Source organism: Shewanella oncorhynchi, from assembly GCF_012584455.1.
Lineage (GTDB): Bacteria > Pseudomonadota > Gammaproteobacteria > Enterobacterales > Shewanellaceae > Shewanella > Shewanella oncorhynchi.
In genome coordinates this window covers 1-15,412 of the sequence record NZ_JABAEB010000024.1, presented here as the reverse complement: position 1 = coordinate 15,412, position 15,412 = coordinate 1, and the positions used below count along the sequence as shown (strand labels likewise).

Here is a 15,412-nt window from a genome sequence, read left to right as displayed (position 1 = left end):
TATCAGTATTTGTTTGCTTTTTTACCGTCGATAAACGGAGGCGGCCTGTCTGCTTCAGCCTTGTGAATCAATTAGGATGTGAAGGAGCTTATCTCCGCCAAGGTTAAGTTGCGCCATTTCCCAACCTCGATATCTAAGGCCACTGCGCCAATTTGCGCCCTGTGTAGGGCAACCACTTTATTGCCCACGGCGGCAAACATCCTTTTGACTTGATGAAACTTGCCTTCGGTGAGCGTAAGTAGCACGGTTTTTTCATCCACTTGCTGCAGTGTTGCTGGCAGAGTGAGGGCGGTTTCGCCCTGTAGATTTAGCCCAGCGGCAAACTTTGCGGCTATGGCTGCAGTCGCTTCGCTGTCGAGTGGATCTCGCAGTTGGACACGATAGACTTTTTCACACTGATATTGAGGCGAGATAATATTAAACGACCAGCGGCCATCGTCAGTCAGTAGCACTAAGCCTGTGGTATCAGCATCTAGGCGGCCAACGATGTGCAGGTCAAATGCACGTTCGATATCGAGCAGATGAAATAGCGAAGGGTAGGCTCCATCCACATTTGAGCACAAGGTATTAGCAGGTTTGTGCAACATGATATAGCGAGATGGGCGTGGCGCTAGCGGCTTTCCATTAAGGCTGACAGTATTATTTTCATGTACTTGCATCGCGCAGTTTGTCGCGATAGCGCCATTGACTGTGATTGAGCCGTTAAGAATGGTGACTCTTGCGGCTTTGCGATCAAGATCTGTGCTTTTACAGAGGAATTTATCGAGGCGCATAGTGAAATCTCAGGAAAAACAGTCAGCACAGGTGTTTAAGTAAGCTGCATTATCGCGACTTAGGGAGGATAAGCAACTGCCCTGTCTGAATGTTAAAACTAAGCGTACTGATTTTTAACGTTATGCCCTTTGTGGATCATCTTGCTGTTCGTTTTGTGTTGATTTGACCGCAGATGTTTTCTATTTGAGCCACTCGATGAGCATGTCGTTTACTAAGTGGCTGCTTATTGAGTCGCAGTGCAATGTATTTTATGGGACTTGTTAAGGCGAGGAAAAACTTGGCTTAGTATTAATAAGTAATTGAGCAAAAATGTAAATACTGCTCAGAATACAGCATATTCCTAAATACATGAGTAAGCCGAACTCCGTTTGGCCAAAACTGCTGGCCACTAATGGGCCTATCACTGACCCCACCGAATAGCTCAGCAGCATCATTTGAGTCGCTGAAACAATTTGGCTAGCAGGCAAGTCGTCACAAGCTAAGCTGATTGCAATCGGGTAAAGGGCAAAAGCGCTGGCGCCAAGCAAGAGAAATCCAATAATCAGCGTCATATTTGAATGCTGAGTGAGTAGCAATAATGCTGCGACACCCAGTAGGCAAAAGCTTACTATCAAGCCACTTTTATTAACTCGAGGAGATAAATAACTGACTAAAGGTTGTACCAGCATGCCACCTACAATGATGAGGGCCATAAATTGTCCTGTTTGCTGATCAAGCCCCATATCCAGTGCCACATAGATGGGAAGTAAACCATAGATAGGGCCAAGCAATAATCCAGAGACTAAACATCCCATAATGGCAGGCTGACTTAGGTTTTTTAGCGCAGACAATGACATTGATTGTTGTTCGCTTACCTGAGGTTGACCACGTTTTACCAGTAGTGCGGGTAAACTTGCCGCGGCTAATAATCCCATGATCACTAGGTAAGGTAGGTTGCCCTTTGTACCTAAATAATCAATGGCTAATTGTCCTAAGGCAGTGCCTCCATAAAGCGCTGTCATATAAAGTCCAAGCCGCTTAGCGCGTTGCTTTTGGGTATCGGCCATTAATAGCCATGATTCAACCACCACAAAAATTCCTGCAACCGCAAATCCCGCTATAAGTCGAGAGGCTAACCAGACTCCACTTTTGGGGATTAATATCATAGCGACAACGCTGCAAAGAAGGATATTCAAAAAAAGGATAAAGGCTTTACTGTGGCCGATACGGGCAACAACAGGAGCAATACAAGGCGCCCCCAGTAATAAACCTAAATAAAAAATACTGGCCAGTAATGGAGCAAGTGAGGTGCTGAGTTCGAAAAAAGTGAGCGACAGTGGGATTAAGCTCATTAAGTAGCCTGATGCCAAAGCAAACAAACTTAACCCTGCTACTGGGACGAAAAGGCTGGGCTTTTGAGCCGACTGAGTTAAGGCAATTTTTTCCACGGCGGTTCCGAAAACAGACAAATATTATACGCTAGGCGGGGTTGCGGTCGCGACTTTAGGCTGGATCGCTGACAGGGTAAAGTGAGTTAGATTGACTGTGGTGGTGAATAATATTTGTGTTTACTATTCATGTAGATATTGGGTTTTCTATGTTGCCTTGTTGCAATACGTTTGTGTTGGTCGCTTGCTGTTCACTGCGTCGCAGTTTTAGTGCACATTCAACGATACCTAGATTCGATTTAGCGCTACACACATTCAATTTTGGAGAATAATACCTAATCCTACCAATGATCAGAAGGTATGATTAATTAGTTGATTATCACCTTGGTAGAAAGTGTGGCGTGATCTATATCTCAGTTTTAAACATTAATTAAATTACAACGTGGGCAAGGTTTTGTTCGATCTTTGTCCGTTTGAAATTTTAAAACAAAGGTGTCGATCAGAATTTGGTGATTATTGTCGCTAATCGGCCGTTTGTGCGTGCTAGCCCAGCAATAAATGTTGTTGCCAAGTGATAAAATTACAAAATAAACCGCTTTGCCAAGTGTGATCTATGCCCTAAATTTGCGTCAAAATAAAATGGTATTAAGGTTGTAACCATGTCTTTAACAGATTCAAGTACTGCTCCACCTAATAAAGCTCCCGTCAGCGAGGGGCTCGATAAGAAAAAAATGCTGATCCTAGTGGCTGATATTGTGCTGTTATTTGCACTTTATTACGGTTTACCTTTCGAACAAGGGGTGAATACTGGGCTGGCCATTTTGTTCTTTGCAGCGATTCTTTGGCTGACCGAAGCGATTCACATCAGTATCACTGCGATTCTCGTTCCTATACTCGCCGTATTCTTTGGGGTGTTTGAAACCAAGGAGGCGATGAGTAACTTTGCCAATCCCATCATTTACTTATTCTTTGGTGGTTTCGTATTGGCTGCGGCCTTGCACCATCAAAAGATTGATACCCTCATAGCGCAAAAGCTGCTGCTAGCCTCTAAGGGCAAACTCAGTATCGCTTGTTTGATGCTGTTTGGAGTAACTGCGCTGCTATCTATGTGGATCAGCAATACCGCGACCACGGCGATGATGTTGCCATTGGCACTCGGGATTTTGCAGCAGCTCGACCGCGAAAAATACCACAGCACCTATGTATTCCTTCTGCTTGGTATTGCCTATTCGGCCAACATAGGCGGTATCGGTACTTTAGTGGGTAGCCCACCGAATGCGATTGCTGCGGCTCAAGTGGGCTTAAGTTTTAGTGATTGGCTGAAGTTTGGTATTCCAACCGTTATCCTCATGCTACCTATGATGTTGATTGCCTTGTATTGGTATTTTAAGCCTGATCTTTCTGCCAAATTCGATGTGAATGTTGAAGCTCAGAAGCTGACATTTCAGGGGAAATTTACTCTGCTTATCTTCCTGACTACCGTATGTTGCTGGATTTTCAGTGTGCCGTTAGCCAAGGCATTAGGTGGCATCACTCAGTTTGATACCATAGTCGCCTTAGGGGCCGTCGTTTTACTCTCGGGCTTAGGTTTGGTCGGCTGGAAGAAAATTGAATCGACCACAGATTGGGGCGTACTCATATTGTTTGGTGGTGGTTTAACACTGAGCGCAGTACTAAAAACGACTGGCACCAGCGTATTTTTAGCTCACTGGATGACAGATATTTTCGGTAGCACTCACATGTCGTTGTTCGTTTTTGCTGTGATTGCTTTTGTGGTGATGTTGACTGAATTTGCCAGTAACACCGCCAGCGCTGCACTATTAGTGCCTGTATTTGCTGCGATTGCTGAGGCATTAGGCATATCGCCTGTAATGTTATCTGTGCTGATTGGTATTGCAGCTTCTTGCGCCTTTATGCTGCCGGTGGCGACACCGCCCAATGCTATCGTTTATGGTTCTGGCCATATCAAGCAATCGGAAATGGTGCGAGTGGGTATGATCATCAACTTTATCAGTATGATAGTCTTGGGTATTATCGCCCATACCTTCTGGGATATTTAACACTGATATAGTTCATGGAAACTTTGTGTTTTAACGTTGCCGCTATAATAGTATTCGCCTTATGAAGAGCATAGGGCGGATACGCATTTTGTTTGTAGCAGAGTCGTTGTACCGAGTTTTTGGGCTTAGTGTTTCGAAGCTTACTCTATGCTTATGTTTTGCACTTAATTTGAGGTTAAGTTGCGACTAAAAGTATTTGCGCTATAAATTGCTTGATGTTGATAACGTAGATAAAAGATTTCTTTTACGTTGATGATATCAATCTGTTCAATATCATTTTTATATAATACGGGAGTGGTATCGCCTTCAGTGACAGTAACGGCTTGTAAAATAATAGGCTTATCTGTCATGGCAAAAAACACTTCTGCTTGCTGTAAATTCTCTGAAAGATAAACATAAGCTGTCTGCGGCTCGGCAGAATTATGATCACTGCGAGTAAAGGCGATCCCTTGCTCGAATGGGCGAATGCATTGCTGAGTGTTATCGTTCCAAGTCCCTCCCTTGTCGAGACAAGTATCAATTGTGAGATGTTGTTGTAAACCCCATCCCGTCACCACTAGCAAGAGTACTGCGCCCAGTAAGAACATTGCTTTTTTCAATTTTCGTTACCTTTACAAAATTAGCTCGGCTGAGCGGTTGTATCTTAGCTCAATCCTCTTATTTATAGGCATTTAACCATTGGTTTAACGCTGAGGAGGGCAAAGCTCCGGCTTGCTGGGCGAGTATGTGGCCTTGTTTAAAAATCATTAAGGTTGGAATAGATCGAATATTAAATTGAGCCGCGAGGGCTTGCTGTTCTTCAGTATTGATTTTACCGAAGCGAAATTGAGGCTCCCAAGTCTTAGCTGCTGCAGAAAAGATGGGCGCAAAACTTTTACAGGGCCCACACCAGCTGGCCCAAAAGTCAACGACTAGGGGAAGCTCTGATTTATTAGCATGGTTGGCAAAGTTTGCGCTAGTGAGTTCAATCGGCGCAGCCGTAAAGACACTGAGCTTACATTTACCGCAAGTAGGTTGCTGGTTTACGCGCTCATCGGGAACGCGGTTTAACGTATCGCAATGGGGGCAGGCAATAATCATGGCAAAGCTCCAAAATAAAACGTTTATACGACTTATATATTGGGCTAACGGACGGTTATTTAAAGGGCGAGTGATGATGTTATCGCCCATGATGACCTTATTCTCAAGGATAAAGCAGTGAACCGAGCCGCAGAAATGTTTAGATTGCGCCGACAAGCCCGCTCTTCGGTGATAAAATCCTGCGCAAAGTTGAATATCACGCCCTAAGTGCGAACAAGAAAAGAGAATGAAGATATGACTGAATTAGAAGTAATCGATCTGCAAGTGGGCGAAGGAAAAGAAGCGATAAAAGGTGCGCTGATCACCACCCAATATCGTGGATTTTTGCAGGATGGTACCCAATTCGATTCATCCTATGATCGTGGTCAGGCGTTTCAATGTGTGATTGGCACTGGCCGTGTGATTAAAGGCTGGGATCAAGGTATTATGGGGATGAAAGTCGGTGGCAAACGTAAGTTGTTAGTCCCTGCTCATTTAGCCTATGGCGAGCGTCAAGTGGGGGCACATATCAAACCAAATTCTGATCTCACCTTTGAGATCGAATTGCTCGAAGTGCTGACTCGCGACTAAGCGTGACAGGACTGCGAGAGTCTGTGTAAGCTCGATTGAGCCAATATGATTCTGGCTCATCTTGCACTCTTCACTATGTTGCTTCGGCATAGGGTGATTTACACTAGACTCAATTTTCCCACTTAAAGGAAAGAGATTTGTCGTGGCTTCGGATACTGCAGCAGAGTTAATTGCGCAACTTCAGGCTGAGATCGCTCAGCTAAAAAGTGAAAACGCTCATTTAGCAGCGTTGAATTATCGTGCCGAAGAAAAACTCTTTGCGGCCCTCGATGGTAATGGTTTATGTCTATGGGAACAGCATATTCCAAGCGGAAATTTAACCATATTTAACATGCGCTGGGGCGAAATGCTCGGGTTTAGTCCTGAAGAGTTTGCTGCCCATGTTGATATCTGGAAAAGTAAATTACACCCCGAAGATAAAGAATGGGTGATAAAAGCCTTTGAAGATCATGTGAATGGTCAAGCCGATTACTATCAAGCAGTTCACAGAATGCTACACAAAGATGGCAGCATAACCTGGGTGTCCGATCGTGGGCGTATTGTCGAGCGCTTAGCTGATGGAACACCACTGCGAATGATGGGCAGCCATATCGATATTACGCAAGAAAAGCGCTACGAAATAGATTTAGCCCGCTTAGCCCACAGTGATCCACTCACCAACTTAATGAATCGCCAAGCTATTGCCAAAGTATTCGATGAATCTTCGCAACCAGGTATTCGCGGAGCGTTATTTTTTATCGACCTTGATGGTTTTAAAGCGTTAAATGACCGTCACGGACACAAGTTTGGTGACAGCCTGTTGATGCACGTTGCGCATACTTTGGTATCTCACGCCGGTGAATTCGCGCAGATCGCACGGTTAGGTGGCGACGAGTTTGTGATATTACTGCCGTCATTTGATCGTGAATCTTTAGGGGCGCTCGCACAATCATTGCTCGATGTTTATCGAGATAAATTCCTGCTAGAAGGTTGTGAAGTGGAGGTAGGCCTGAGTATCGGTATTGATATATTTGGCTATGGTGATAGTTTTGCCGAGAGTTGTGATCGCGCGGATGCCGCCATGTATCGCGTGAAACACCAAGGAAAGCATGGATATTGTTTTTATCAGTCGTCGGAATAATGATCCAAGCCTGCAGATCTTAGTAATACTTAATTTATATTTGATTACAGTGCCTTATTCGAACAAAAAACCACCTTTAATGGTGGTTTTTTGTTTTTAGCTTTTTAAGCTTAGTGTCATCAGCTTATGGAGTTACAAAATTAAATGGTTGATGGCAACTGACACAATAGTTTTCAGATTTTTTGTGTACATGGTGGCACTTACTGCAATCAGTTTCGGTGTCGAAGTGGCGATTTTTATGGGGATTGGTTGGTTTTACATCCGCCGTTTTTTCCGCTAATTTCTTAGTGTTGTGGCATTGTACACACTTGAGCATAGGGACGGCTTGTCGTTCTTCTGCACCATGGCAGCTTGCACATTTAAGCCCTTTCGCCATATGAGTTTGATCGAGTAAAGTACTCTCTTTAGCGAACGCGCTGCCAGCGAAAATACCCAAAATAATAGCCAATATAATTGTTAAGTTTTTCATTGTTTGATCCCATTATTCATTTCACAGGATGCCAAAATGTGAGGCATCCATTATTGATGACTATGTGTTCTATAGTTTTGCTACATATTTGCCAGCTAAATAGCCGAAGGTGTAGCAGCGACCTAAAGACAAGCCAAATACCGTTAATGGGTAGTCAACGCCACCATAGAAACCTGCGCCTAGGTTACCAACAATGAATAAACCTGGAATTTCCTTACCATCGGCATCAAGTACTTGGTGGTTGTCGTTAACGAGAATTCCTGAACATAAAGTAGAAATACGCATACGACGGTGAATACCGTAAAACGGTGGTTTGAGTACTGGTACCATTTTGCTTTTAGGTTTACCGAAGTCCTCATCTTTACCTTTTTTGCACAGCTCGTTATAACGGCTAACGCTGGCAACAAAGGTTTTTGGATCGCACTCTAACTTCACAGCCAATTCTTCTAATGTGTTAGCTGAATGGGTGTTGATCAAAGAGGGAAATACTCCTGTTTTCTCACCAGGAACTTCAGGCATGTAAACTTTAAGCTCTTCAGGAGAATAGAGGTGGCCAGGCCAATCCTTCGCTTGCGTCATATAGTCAGAATCAAATACTTGTGAGTAATGCCCCGCATTCTGCTCATCTTTCAAGTAGTTATTCATTAGAGACATCTCAACCTTCTCATTCACAAAGCGCTCACCTTTACGGTTTACCGCTAAGAATGGCATGTCACACATGGAAGCCGGGCCGGCATCGAAGTCGTGCAACATTTTGGTATGTCCAACAGGTTCAATAACGCCGCCAGCCCAATAGGCCATAGCAAAACCGTCACCGGTACGATCCATTTGTTTACGTTCGAAGTTTTTCAGTTCGGGGATGAAGAAGTCACACATGGCTTTGTTATTTTGATAGTCACCAGAGGACAGAATGACACCTTTCTTCGCCATGTATTTGTGGTACTTACCATCACGAGTTTGAGCAATAACGCCGATGACTTTTCCTGACTCATCCTGGATTAATTGTTGTGCAGGAGTATTAAAGAAAAACTTAACGCCTGCTTTTTCCGCTGTTTTAGCTAATGCGCGCATAGCATCACCCGTGGTGTAGGGTTTAGGGCCGCAGAAAGAAGTGATAAAATTTAAACGGTCATCAGTATCAGCAATTCCGCGAATACCGTGCTGCACTTTAGTTCCTTGGTCAACAATCTGGCCGCCACCTTGTTTAACTCTATCGATAACCCAAGTGACAGCTTCACCTGAATTGTAAGCCCATTGCTTAAGAAGACCGGGATGTGAACGGTGCGCGTTATCCGCCATTAAACGGCTAACTAAAGCTTCAATTGCTGATTTATCACTGTTTTTCAGGTCAATTCCTGAACCTGTGTTTCCTTGAGAGACAGGGATGGCTTGCTTTTGTAAACACGCAACGGTTGCACCACTTTCTCTGGCTGATAGTGCCGCAGGCACACCAGAAGCTCCTGCACCGACGACAACAACATCAAAGGTTTGGGTTGTTGCAATATCTTTATCAGCAATAGGTTTTGGCTTAGGTAGAAAATTGAGCGTTGCGCCGCCAATTTCGCCATATTCAGTGCCAACTTGAAGTGGTGCTGCACTCGCTGAAGCAATACCAAGACTTGCAAAGGCTAAGCCACCACTTCCCACTGCAGCTCGAGTTAGGAAACTTCTTCGAGATATACCATTTTGCAGGACGCTAGCAGTGTATTGATCGATTTCTTTCGGTTTCTGTGAATGCTCTTTACTCATTTTGATACTCCTTGGGTCCTCATTGCTAAGGTCGATATGACATCGTTAGCAACGACAATGGATCTGGCCATAACCGCATGTGATTTGTTTGCTTTAAAAACTAGAAGTGCAGTTGTGTGAAAGTGATTAAATTCTCATTCATTAACAACATACGTTTAAATGTATGACATATGACAATAAACCCAAAGAGGTATTAATTACATCTTTGCAGTGCTTCACAAAATGCTGGAGTTTTGAGCTGTTAATATGATTATTCTTTTTGAAACAAGCTAATGTAGGACTTTCTTTATTAAATAATGCAGTGAATTTTTTGAGGAAGATGTATTTCTTAAATACAGTGATCAAAATAAAATATGTGTTGTTAAGCTATTTCACTACATATATTTAGTGTTCTAGGTTTACGGGAGTTAATTGTGGTAACGAGGTGTTAGAGTCATCGTTATTTACGCATCCGCTAAATAAGACACATGAAATAGCCATGGCTGGAATAATTAAGAAATTATTTTTTCCATTTTTGATCTCAATAATTAAGTCAACGCATTCACCGCAACATTTAAATGGATTGAGAATTTTGCAGTGTAAAAACCGGGTGTATCCAACAAGGCGCGATACACCCGCATTAAGTTTGGTGCAGGGGAGTTGTATTTGTGACTATTTACCTAAGGCAAATTTATAAGTGACATATAAACGCAGATCGTCAAGATCTTCAGCTTGATCAAAATCGACCATGGCATAACGCGCCTTAAGACCTAGGCCCGATAACATGCCTGAAAATTTATAGGCGATTGAAAAGTTTGTTTCATTAAAATCTGACGCAGTCCCCTCTGGCACATCGTACTGCCCATAAAAGGCATAGGCTTCTAATCCACTCGCCCCTAATTTTTCAAAGTCATAGGCCAGCTTTAACGCGTTGACCTCTTCATTCGCCCGTGCAGATTGATATACCTGTTGAATGACCACTTTTTCATCGCCCCATGGGGTCAGCACTGTGTCATCCCCGGTTTTGGCGTACATATAAGTGAGCTCTGCCCCCGCCAATTTGGCGCCTAGATGGAAGCCATATTGATAGGTATCGAGTGGGCCGCCGGTTTCATCACCTATTGCCTGTTGAGTTAAATAGGAAGGTGTTAAGTACAAATTCGTTGGACCAACATCAGCGGCTAATTTCACTTTGGCATAGGTTTGATTGAAAACATCTTCCATGCTGTAGTGCCAAAGATGGGCTTCAGTTTGGACTGTCTTAAAGGGCAATTGATATTTAGCACCTAGGGCATAAACTGGGTTATCGGCAACATCTGCCACAATACCCGCTCTTGCTAATTCGCTTTGTACCGCCTCTTTTACGGATACGAAGTTATTATCAGACCACCCCATGGAATCTGTAATATAGAGTGCTGATAACGTTAGATTGTCAACACTCTTATTTTCTGCTGAAAAGCCGCGAAAAGTGCGTGGGATTGCACGAATGTCATGGGGATTCATCATTGGTGTGCGCAGTTCTTGTGCACCTAATTTGAATTGAGTATCCCACCAATTACCTTGGACAAAATACTCCTGTAAACGGTTGACGTTGTCATGGTCGCCAGCGGCATCGCGAGCAACTAGGCCGTAGACATCATCTGAATCATTGGTCCAAATGGGATTTGCAGATGCGAAGCTGGTCCCAAAACTGAGGCCATTCACTTTTGCGGTATTGTAATAAAACAGTCCGCCAAATGACGTATCGTGTTTAGTGTTCGTCGTATTATCAAAGTCACGGGTAAAATCGAATAAGCGTAATTCCCCTTTTAACGTACCTTGGCTAAACATTTGATCAATGCTGGTATCTGCTGTAGCTGGAATCGCTAGCGTAGATAGCACAAGCAAAGATAAATAAGATTTTTTCATCATCATCTTCCCTATTATTAGTAAGCCCTGATCAGAATTGTCTGAGCTAGTTAAAGAAATTATGTTTAACATTCTTAGGTTAAATGTATGACGTATGACTAATGTCGACAACGAAGTTAGGATGAATATGAGAAACTAGTTACGAAATTCGCACAGATGTTACTTGGATCAACAAAGATGAATGTTTTTTAATCACTAATGTAGGAAAGATGAGAGTACTTTTTCTGCGTTAATGCGGTTTTATGCTAGTATGGCGACACTAAGCATATTTGGGATAATCAAGTGCATATCTTCAAGCCAATTAAGCAGATAAGAGCATCGAGTGAAGTCGGGCAGCAACTGAAAAATGCTATTTTAGATGGCGAATATAAGGCTGGCGATAAATTACCCTCTGAGCGCGAATTAATAGAATTATTTCAAGTTAGCCGCACTGTGGTGAGAGAGGCGATCAAAAGCCTCGAAGCGGGTGGATTAGTGGAGATTCGCCAAGGTGCAACAGGTGGCGCATTTGTTAAGCACTTAACCTTTGAACGTTTAAGTGATGCTTGCCAAGATTTATTTCTAATGGGGAAACTTTCCCTTCCTGAACTGTGTCAAGCACGCATGCTGATTGAGCCGCAAGTGGCTAGAATGGCTGCTAAAAATTGCACTCCAGAGCAAGCTAAAGCTTTGCAAGAGGCGAATAGTCATGAAAGTGACTCATTGGCTTATCCCGAAACTGTCATATTGCGATCTCAAGTACATTATTTGCTCGCTGAAATGTCTGGAAATCGCTTTTTAGAAGCGATCGTAAAATCCTTGTTGGTTTTATTAAGTAATCAAACGACTAAGTTTCAGCCACCGACTGATGAAATTCATCCTTTAGGTTTGCATGATGTCATTGTCGAAGCGGTTATCGCAAAAGATGGGGCGAAAGCTGAGGCCGAAATGTTTGCACACCTTGAGGATTTTAATCGGCGCCTAATAGAAATTGAGCGTAAATATATGGATAAACGCGCTTAAGGTAAAGAGTTGCAACCCCAAAGTTCAACCGCGGCTGTTTGTTTGTTGGGTACGCCAATCCAATGACTCATGGCTTGGCATTGCACTTTTCCTGAGATTTGAGTGAAGCAAAGTTCAAAATCCCCTGCTTCGGGCGTGCGACCTAAGCGCAACACAGGCAAAATGGGCAGCTTGGGCTGATAATGCCAGCTGCCATTTTTAAGATAGGCATCATCTGGGATTTCCATTCCAGCACCCGTACCTTTCACTCTTGCTTCGACCAACACTAATCCTTGTGGCGTGACGTTATAGTCTTCCTCCCAGCGAATTTTTTCTATGCTATGGTTCCATGCCAAGGTGAAGTTGTCTGTGGGCACTTGGGCCCACAGTGTGCCCGCTAGGCCTAAACACAGGCCTAGCATCTGTTTACCTTCAATGGCTGATTAACGACCAATAATCTCAAGAGCTTATCCTTGCTCTGCGAGACGTTTGAGTTTGCGTGCTCGCCAGCTGTGTTGCACGATAAATAGCAGCGCGAGCCCAAAGCCAATTTCATCACTCAACGGCGTAGCAAGAATTAAGCTCGCACCTGCAAGGAAGCCGATAACGCGTTCCCACCAGTAGAGTTTTTGTAATAGATATCCGGTAAAGATGACGCCCCAAATACCAATACCCACAGTCGCTTTTAGCAAGACAAACCCTGTGGCTAACCAGTTATCACCTTGAAGCATCAAAGCGGGATCGTAAACCGCCATAAAGGGGATCACAAAACCTGCAATGGCGATACGGATTGCCCAAAGGCTGATCTTAAGACCAGATTCCTTCGCGATTGGCGCTGCGGCAAAACAGGCTAAGGCAACGGGAGGCGTGAGATCGGCCATGATGCCGAAATAAAATACAAACATATGCGACACAATCAGTGGCACACCGAGGTCGAGTAATGCGGGAGCTGCAATCGAGCTAGTAATAATGTAGTTAGGAATTGTGGGGATCCCCATGCCGAGCACTAGGCAAGTGACCATAGTTAACACGAGTGATAAGAACAAGTTATCTTGGCCAACGGCAAGAATATAGCTCGCGAAGGTCGAGGCAATTCCTGTCAGTGACACTATGCCGATAATCACACCGACTAAAGCACAGGCGATACCCACAGGCACGGCATGACGGGCGCCTTCTACCAGTGCATGCAAGCAGATGGTGAGAGTATCTCTGCCGCCTTTAATAAACCAACAAATGGCGACTAATAAGGCGATAACCCCAAATACGACCCCGATCCCGAGTTGGAAGAAGCCAGCGCAAAGGATGCCAAGGGCAATCCAAAAGGCAATGCGCATCGCCATTGAGGAAAGCCGCAGTACTATGGCTGAGCCTAAAATTACTATCGATGTGAGGGCGAGTCCTACCATGCCTGAGAACAGCGGCGTTCTCCCCGAAAACAGCAAGTAGACTAAAATAAACAAGGGGATAAGGAGATACCAACGCTCTTTAATTGCCGCCCATGGATTAGGGCACTGATCTTTAGGCAGGCCACAGAGATTGGCGCGTTTGGCTTCTAAATGCACCATCCAGAATACGGAGCAGAAATAAAGTAGCGCAGGGATCAATGCCGCTTTGGCTATCTCGATAAAGGGGACGTTAATGGTTTCGGCCATGATAAAGGCCACCGCGCCCATGATCGGCGGCATGATTTGGCTGCCCATACTCGATGTTGCCTCTACCCCGCCGGCGAAGGCTGGCCGATAACCGAATCGTTTCATGAGTGGAATGGTAAATTGGCCCGTTGTGACCACGTTGGCAACACCTGATCCTGTAATCGTCCCCATCAATGCCGATGACACTACCGCAACTTTTGCTGGACCGCCGAGCTTGTGGCCAAATAATCCCATGGCAAAGTCGGTAAATAAACGGATCATTCCGGCTTGTTCTAAAAAGGAGCCGAAGAGAATAAACAGGAATATATATGTCGCCGACACATAGGTTGGTGTGCCGTATAGCCCTTCGGTACCGAAGGCTAATTGATTGATGATCTGATCGAATCCATAGCCGCGGTGCATTAAGTCACCGGGTAAATATTGGCCAAATAAGCCATACATCAAAAAGATGCTACAGATGATAGGTAGCGCCCAGCCCATGACTCGGCGCGCTGCTTCAAACACTAATACGATCAAAGTGATACCTATCACTATATCCGCATCGGTCAGATCGCCTGAACGTTGAATTAAGTCGGCTTCGAAATACCACTGATAAGCCGCTGTGGCCATGCCAGCTAGACCGAGTAGCCAAGCGAGTGGCTGCCAAGGCTGAGATTTTCCTTTAGCGGGATAACTTAAAAAAACCACTAACAGTAAAAAGCCCACATGGGTGGCACGCAGTACTTGAGTCGAGACGGGATGAAAAGCGGCAGTGATGATTTGAAAAATAGAAAAAATTAAGGCTGTATAAAATAGAGCCTTGGGCCAATCGCCAGTATTTGCGCTGAGACCTTGTTGGGGATCACTCATATTATGCCTCACAGCATTAGACTACAGAGATGATATAAACGAGATGCCGTTATTTAACGGCATCTCAATTGCTTAGTTTGGAATAGGATGCACAGATATCAGTAAAACTTAGAGTGCACCAACTTCTTTGTAATAACGTTCTGCACCTGGGTGCAGTGGTATTGGCAGATTTTTCGTCGCTTTATCTACGCTGATGGTCTTCGCGGCGGAGTGCGCGTTACCTAGTCGGTCTAAGTGCTCGAACATGAGTTTTGTCATCTGATAGGCTAAATCATCCGATACACCGCTTTGAGTCACCAGTAAATTTTGAATGGCGACGGTAGAAACGTCGGTGGTTTGGCCTTCATAGGTCGATGCTGGGATCACGCCATGTTGATAGGCGGGATTATTAATCTTAGCGATCACATCTTCTGGAATTTCAACAAAGTTGATTGCCATAGTCGCAGCTAAGTCACGGATAGCAGCCATGCCGAGACCGGAAGATTGTAAAGTGGCGTCTAATTGACGATTTTTGATTAGCTCAACGGATTCGGCATAGGGTAAAAACTCGACTTTCCCCATGTCTTCGTAACTTAGTCCAGCAGCCTTGAAAATCGATCTGGCATTGAGTTCTGTCCCTGATTTAGGGGCACCCACTGAGATACGTTTTCCTTTTAAATCGGCCAAGGTTTTAATACCAGACTCTTTATTGGCGACAATTTGAATGTAGTTAGGATAAGCCGAGGCAAGTACTCGGATTTTATCCAGCGGCGTTTTAAAGCCTGCATCAATATCACTGTGTAGTGGTCAAGTAAAATTGGCCACGGTTTTAGAGTCATTCCAATATAAACGTTCTGACTCATTTGGCGTTAACC

13 protein-coding genes and 1 pseudogene are annotated in these 15,412 nt (G+C 44.2%); 4 read left to right on the top strand and 10 right to left on the bottom strand.

The window, feature by feature from the left end:
* Positions 1-71: 71 nt before the first annotated feature.
* Complete coding sequence (locus HGO26_RS22135) at positions 72-773, bottom strand: pseudouridine synthase (RefSeq protein WP_168827787.1); 702 nt, start codon at positions 771-773, stop codon at positions 72-74.
* A gap of 261 nt (positions 774-1,034) precedes the next feature.
* Positions 1,035-2,201, bottom strand: a complete 1,167-nt coding sequence (locus HGO26_RS22130; RefSeq protein ID WP_168827786.1) for an MFS transporter — start codon at positions 2,199-2,201, stop codon at positions 1,035-1,037.
* 599 nt (positions 2,202-2,800) lie between these two features.
* Here HGO26_RS22130 and HGO26_RS22125 point away from each other — a divergent pair.
* Positions 2,801-4,201 carry a DASS family sodium-coupled anion symporter gene (locus tag HGO26_RS22125; protein ID WP_168827785.1) on the top strand — a complete coding sequence of 467 codons (1,401 nt, stop codon included), beginning with the start codon at positions 2,801-2,803 and terminating at the stop codon, positions 4,199-4,201.
* Positions 4,202-4,365: 164 nt separating this feature from the next.
* On the opposite strand, the gene HGO26_RS22120 is transcribed toward HGO26_RS22125, so the two are convergent.
* Both HGO26_RS22120 and trxC read right to left on the bottom strand, forming a co-directional pair.
* On the bottom strand, positions 4,366-4,800 hold the full coding sequence (locus tag HGO26_RS22120; protein WP_168827784.1) for a hypothetical protein: 435 nt from the start codon (positions 4,798-4,800) through the stop codon (positions 4,366-4,368).
* Between the two features lie 58 nt (positions 4,801-4,858).
* On the bottom strand, positions 4,859-5,281 hold the full coding sequence (gene trxC, locus HGO26_RS22115) for a thioredoxin TrxC (protein WP_211085999.1): 423 nt from the start codon (positions 5,279-5,281) through the stop codon (positions 4,859-4,861).
* 234 nt (positions 5,282-5,515) lie between these two features.
* Between trxC and HGO26_RS22110 the strand changes: the two genes are divergently transcribed.
* Complete coding sequence (locus tag HGO26_RS22110) at positions 5,516-5,851, top strand: FKBP-type peptidyl-prolyl cis-trans isomerase (protein WP_168827783.1); 336 nt, start codon at positions 5,516-5,518, stop codon at positions 5,849-5,851.
* Positions 5,852-5,993: 142 nt separating this feature from the next.
* The gene (locus HGO26_RS22105) at positions 5,994-6,971 is read left to right on the top strand and encodes a sensor domain-containing diguanylate cyclase (RefSeq protein ID WP_113939238.1); all 978 of its coding nucleotides are present in this window, start codon (positions 5,994-5,996) and stop codon (positions 6,969-6,971) included.
* Positions 6,972-7,095: 124 nt separating this feature from the next.
* Here the strand turns inward: HGO26_RS22105 and HGO26_RS22100 are convergent, their stop codons facing one another.
* The 3 genes from HGO26_RS22100 to HGO26_RS22090 all read right to left on the bottom strand — a co-directional run bounded on the left by HGO26_RS22100 (position 7,096) and on the right by HGO26_RS22090 (position 11,079).
* On the bottom strand, positions 7,096-7,440 hold the full coding sequence (locus tag HGO26_RS22100) for a cytochrome c3 family protein (RefSeq protein ID WP_105250378.1): 345 nt from the start codon (positions 7,438-7,440) through the stop codon (positions 7,096-7,098).
* 69 nt (positions 7,441-7,509) lie between these two features.
* Positions 7,510-9,189 (bottom strand): FAD-dependent oxidoreductase, encoded by a 1,680-nt coding sequence (locus tag HGO26_RS22095; RefSeq protein WP_168827782.1) that lies wholly within the window; start codon positions 9,187-9,189, stop codon positions 7,510-7,512.
* 651 nt (positions 9,190-9,840) lie between these two features.
* Positions 9,841-11,079, bottom strand: a complete 1,239-nt coding sequence (locus tag HGO26_RS22090; RefSeq protein WP_168827781.1) for an OprD family outer membrane porin — start codon at positions 11,077-11,079, stop codon at positions 9,841-9,843.
* A 279-nt stretch (positions 11,080-11,358) separates the two neighbouring features.
* On the opposite strand from HGO26_RS22090, the gene HGO26_RS22085 reads away from it, so the two are divergent.
* Positions 11,359-12,078 (top strand): FadR/GntR family transcriptional regulator, encoded by a 720-nt coding sequence (locus tag HGO26_RS22085; protein WP_113939236.1) that lies wholly within the window; start codon positions 11,359-11,361, stop codon positions 12,076-12,078.
* On the opposite strand, the gene HGO26_RS22080 is transcribed toward HGO26_RS22085, so the two are convergent.
* The 3 genes and pseudogenes from HGO26_RS22080 to HGO26_RS22070 all read right to left on the bottom strand — a co-directional run.
* A complete protein-coding gene (locus HGO26_RS22080) occupies positions 12,075-12,479 on the bottom strand; it encodes a DUF1850 domain-containing protein (RefSeq protein ID WP_105250374.1) in 405 nt (134 codons plus the stop codon). The two genes, HGO26_RS22085 and HGO26_RS22080, sit on opposite strands and share 4 nt — an antisense overlap.
* Before the next feature lie 45 nt (positions 12,480-12,524).
* Positions 12,525-14,558: a TRAP transporter permease gene (locus tag HGO26_RS22075; protein ID WP_168827780.1), complete on the bottom strand. Its 2,034-nt coding sequence runs from the start codon at positions 14,556-14,558 to the stop codon at positions 12,525-12,527.
* 108 nt (positions 14,559-14,666) lie between these two features.
* Positions 14,667-15,332, bottom strand: a pseudogene (locus HGO26_RS22070) (TAXI family TRAP transporter solute-binding subunit); the annotation flags it as partial.
* Positions 15,333-15,412 lie beyond the last annotated feature (80 nt).

Bases quoted from the DNA above. Each gene is read 5' to 3' on its own strand.
- HGO26_RS22135 (WP_168827787.1), bottom strand. From the start codon at position 773: ATGCGCCTCGATAAATTCCTCTGTAAAAGCACAGATCTTGATCGCAAA.
- HGO26_RS22125 (WP_168827785.1), top strand. From the start codon at position 2,801: ATGTCTTTAACAGATTCAAGTACTGCTCCACCTAATAAAGCTCCCGTC.
- trxC (WP_211085999.1), bottom strand. From the start codon at position 5,281: ATGATTATTGCCTGCCCCCATTGCGATACGTTAAACCGCGTTCCCGAT.
- HGO26_RS22110 (WP_168827783.1), top strand. From the start codon at position 5,516: ATGACTGAATTAGAAGTAATCGATCTGCAAGTGGGCGAAGGAAAAGAA.
- HGO26_RS22100 (WP_105250378.1), bottom strand. From the start codon at position 7,440: ATGAAAAACTTAACAATTATATTGGCTATTATTTTGGGTATTTTCGCT.
- HGO26_RS22095 (WP_168827782.1), bottom strand. From the start codon at position 9,189: ATGAGTAAAGAGCATTCACAGAAACCGAAAGAAATCGATCAATACACT.
- HGO26_RS22090 (WP_168827781.1), bottom strand. From the start codon at position 11,079: ATGATGAAAAAATCTTATTTATCTTTGCTTGTGCTATCTACGCTAGCG.
- HGO26_RS22080 (WP_105250374.1), bottom strand. From the start codon at position 12,479: ATGCTAGGCCTGTGTTTAGGCCTAGCGGGCACACTGTGGGCCCAAGTG.
- HGO26_RS22075 (WP_168827780.1), bottom strand. From the start codon at position 14,558: ATGAGTGATCCCCAACAAGGTCTCAGCGCAAATACTGGCGATTGGCCC.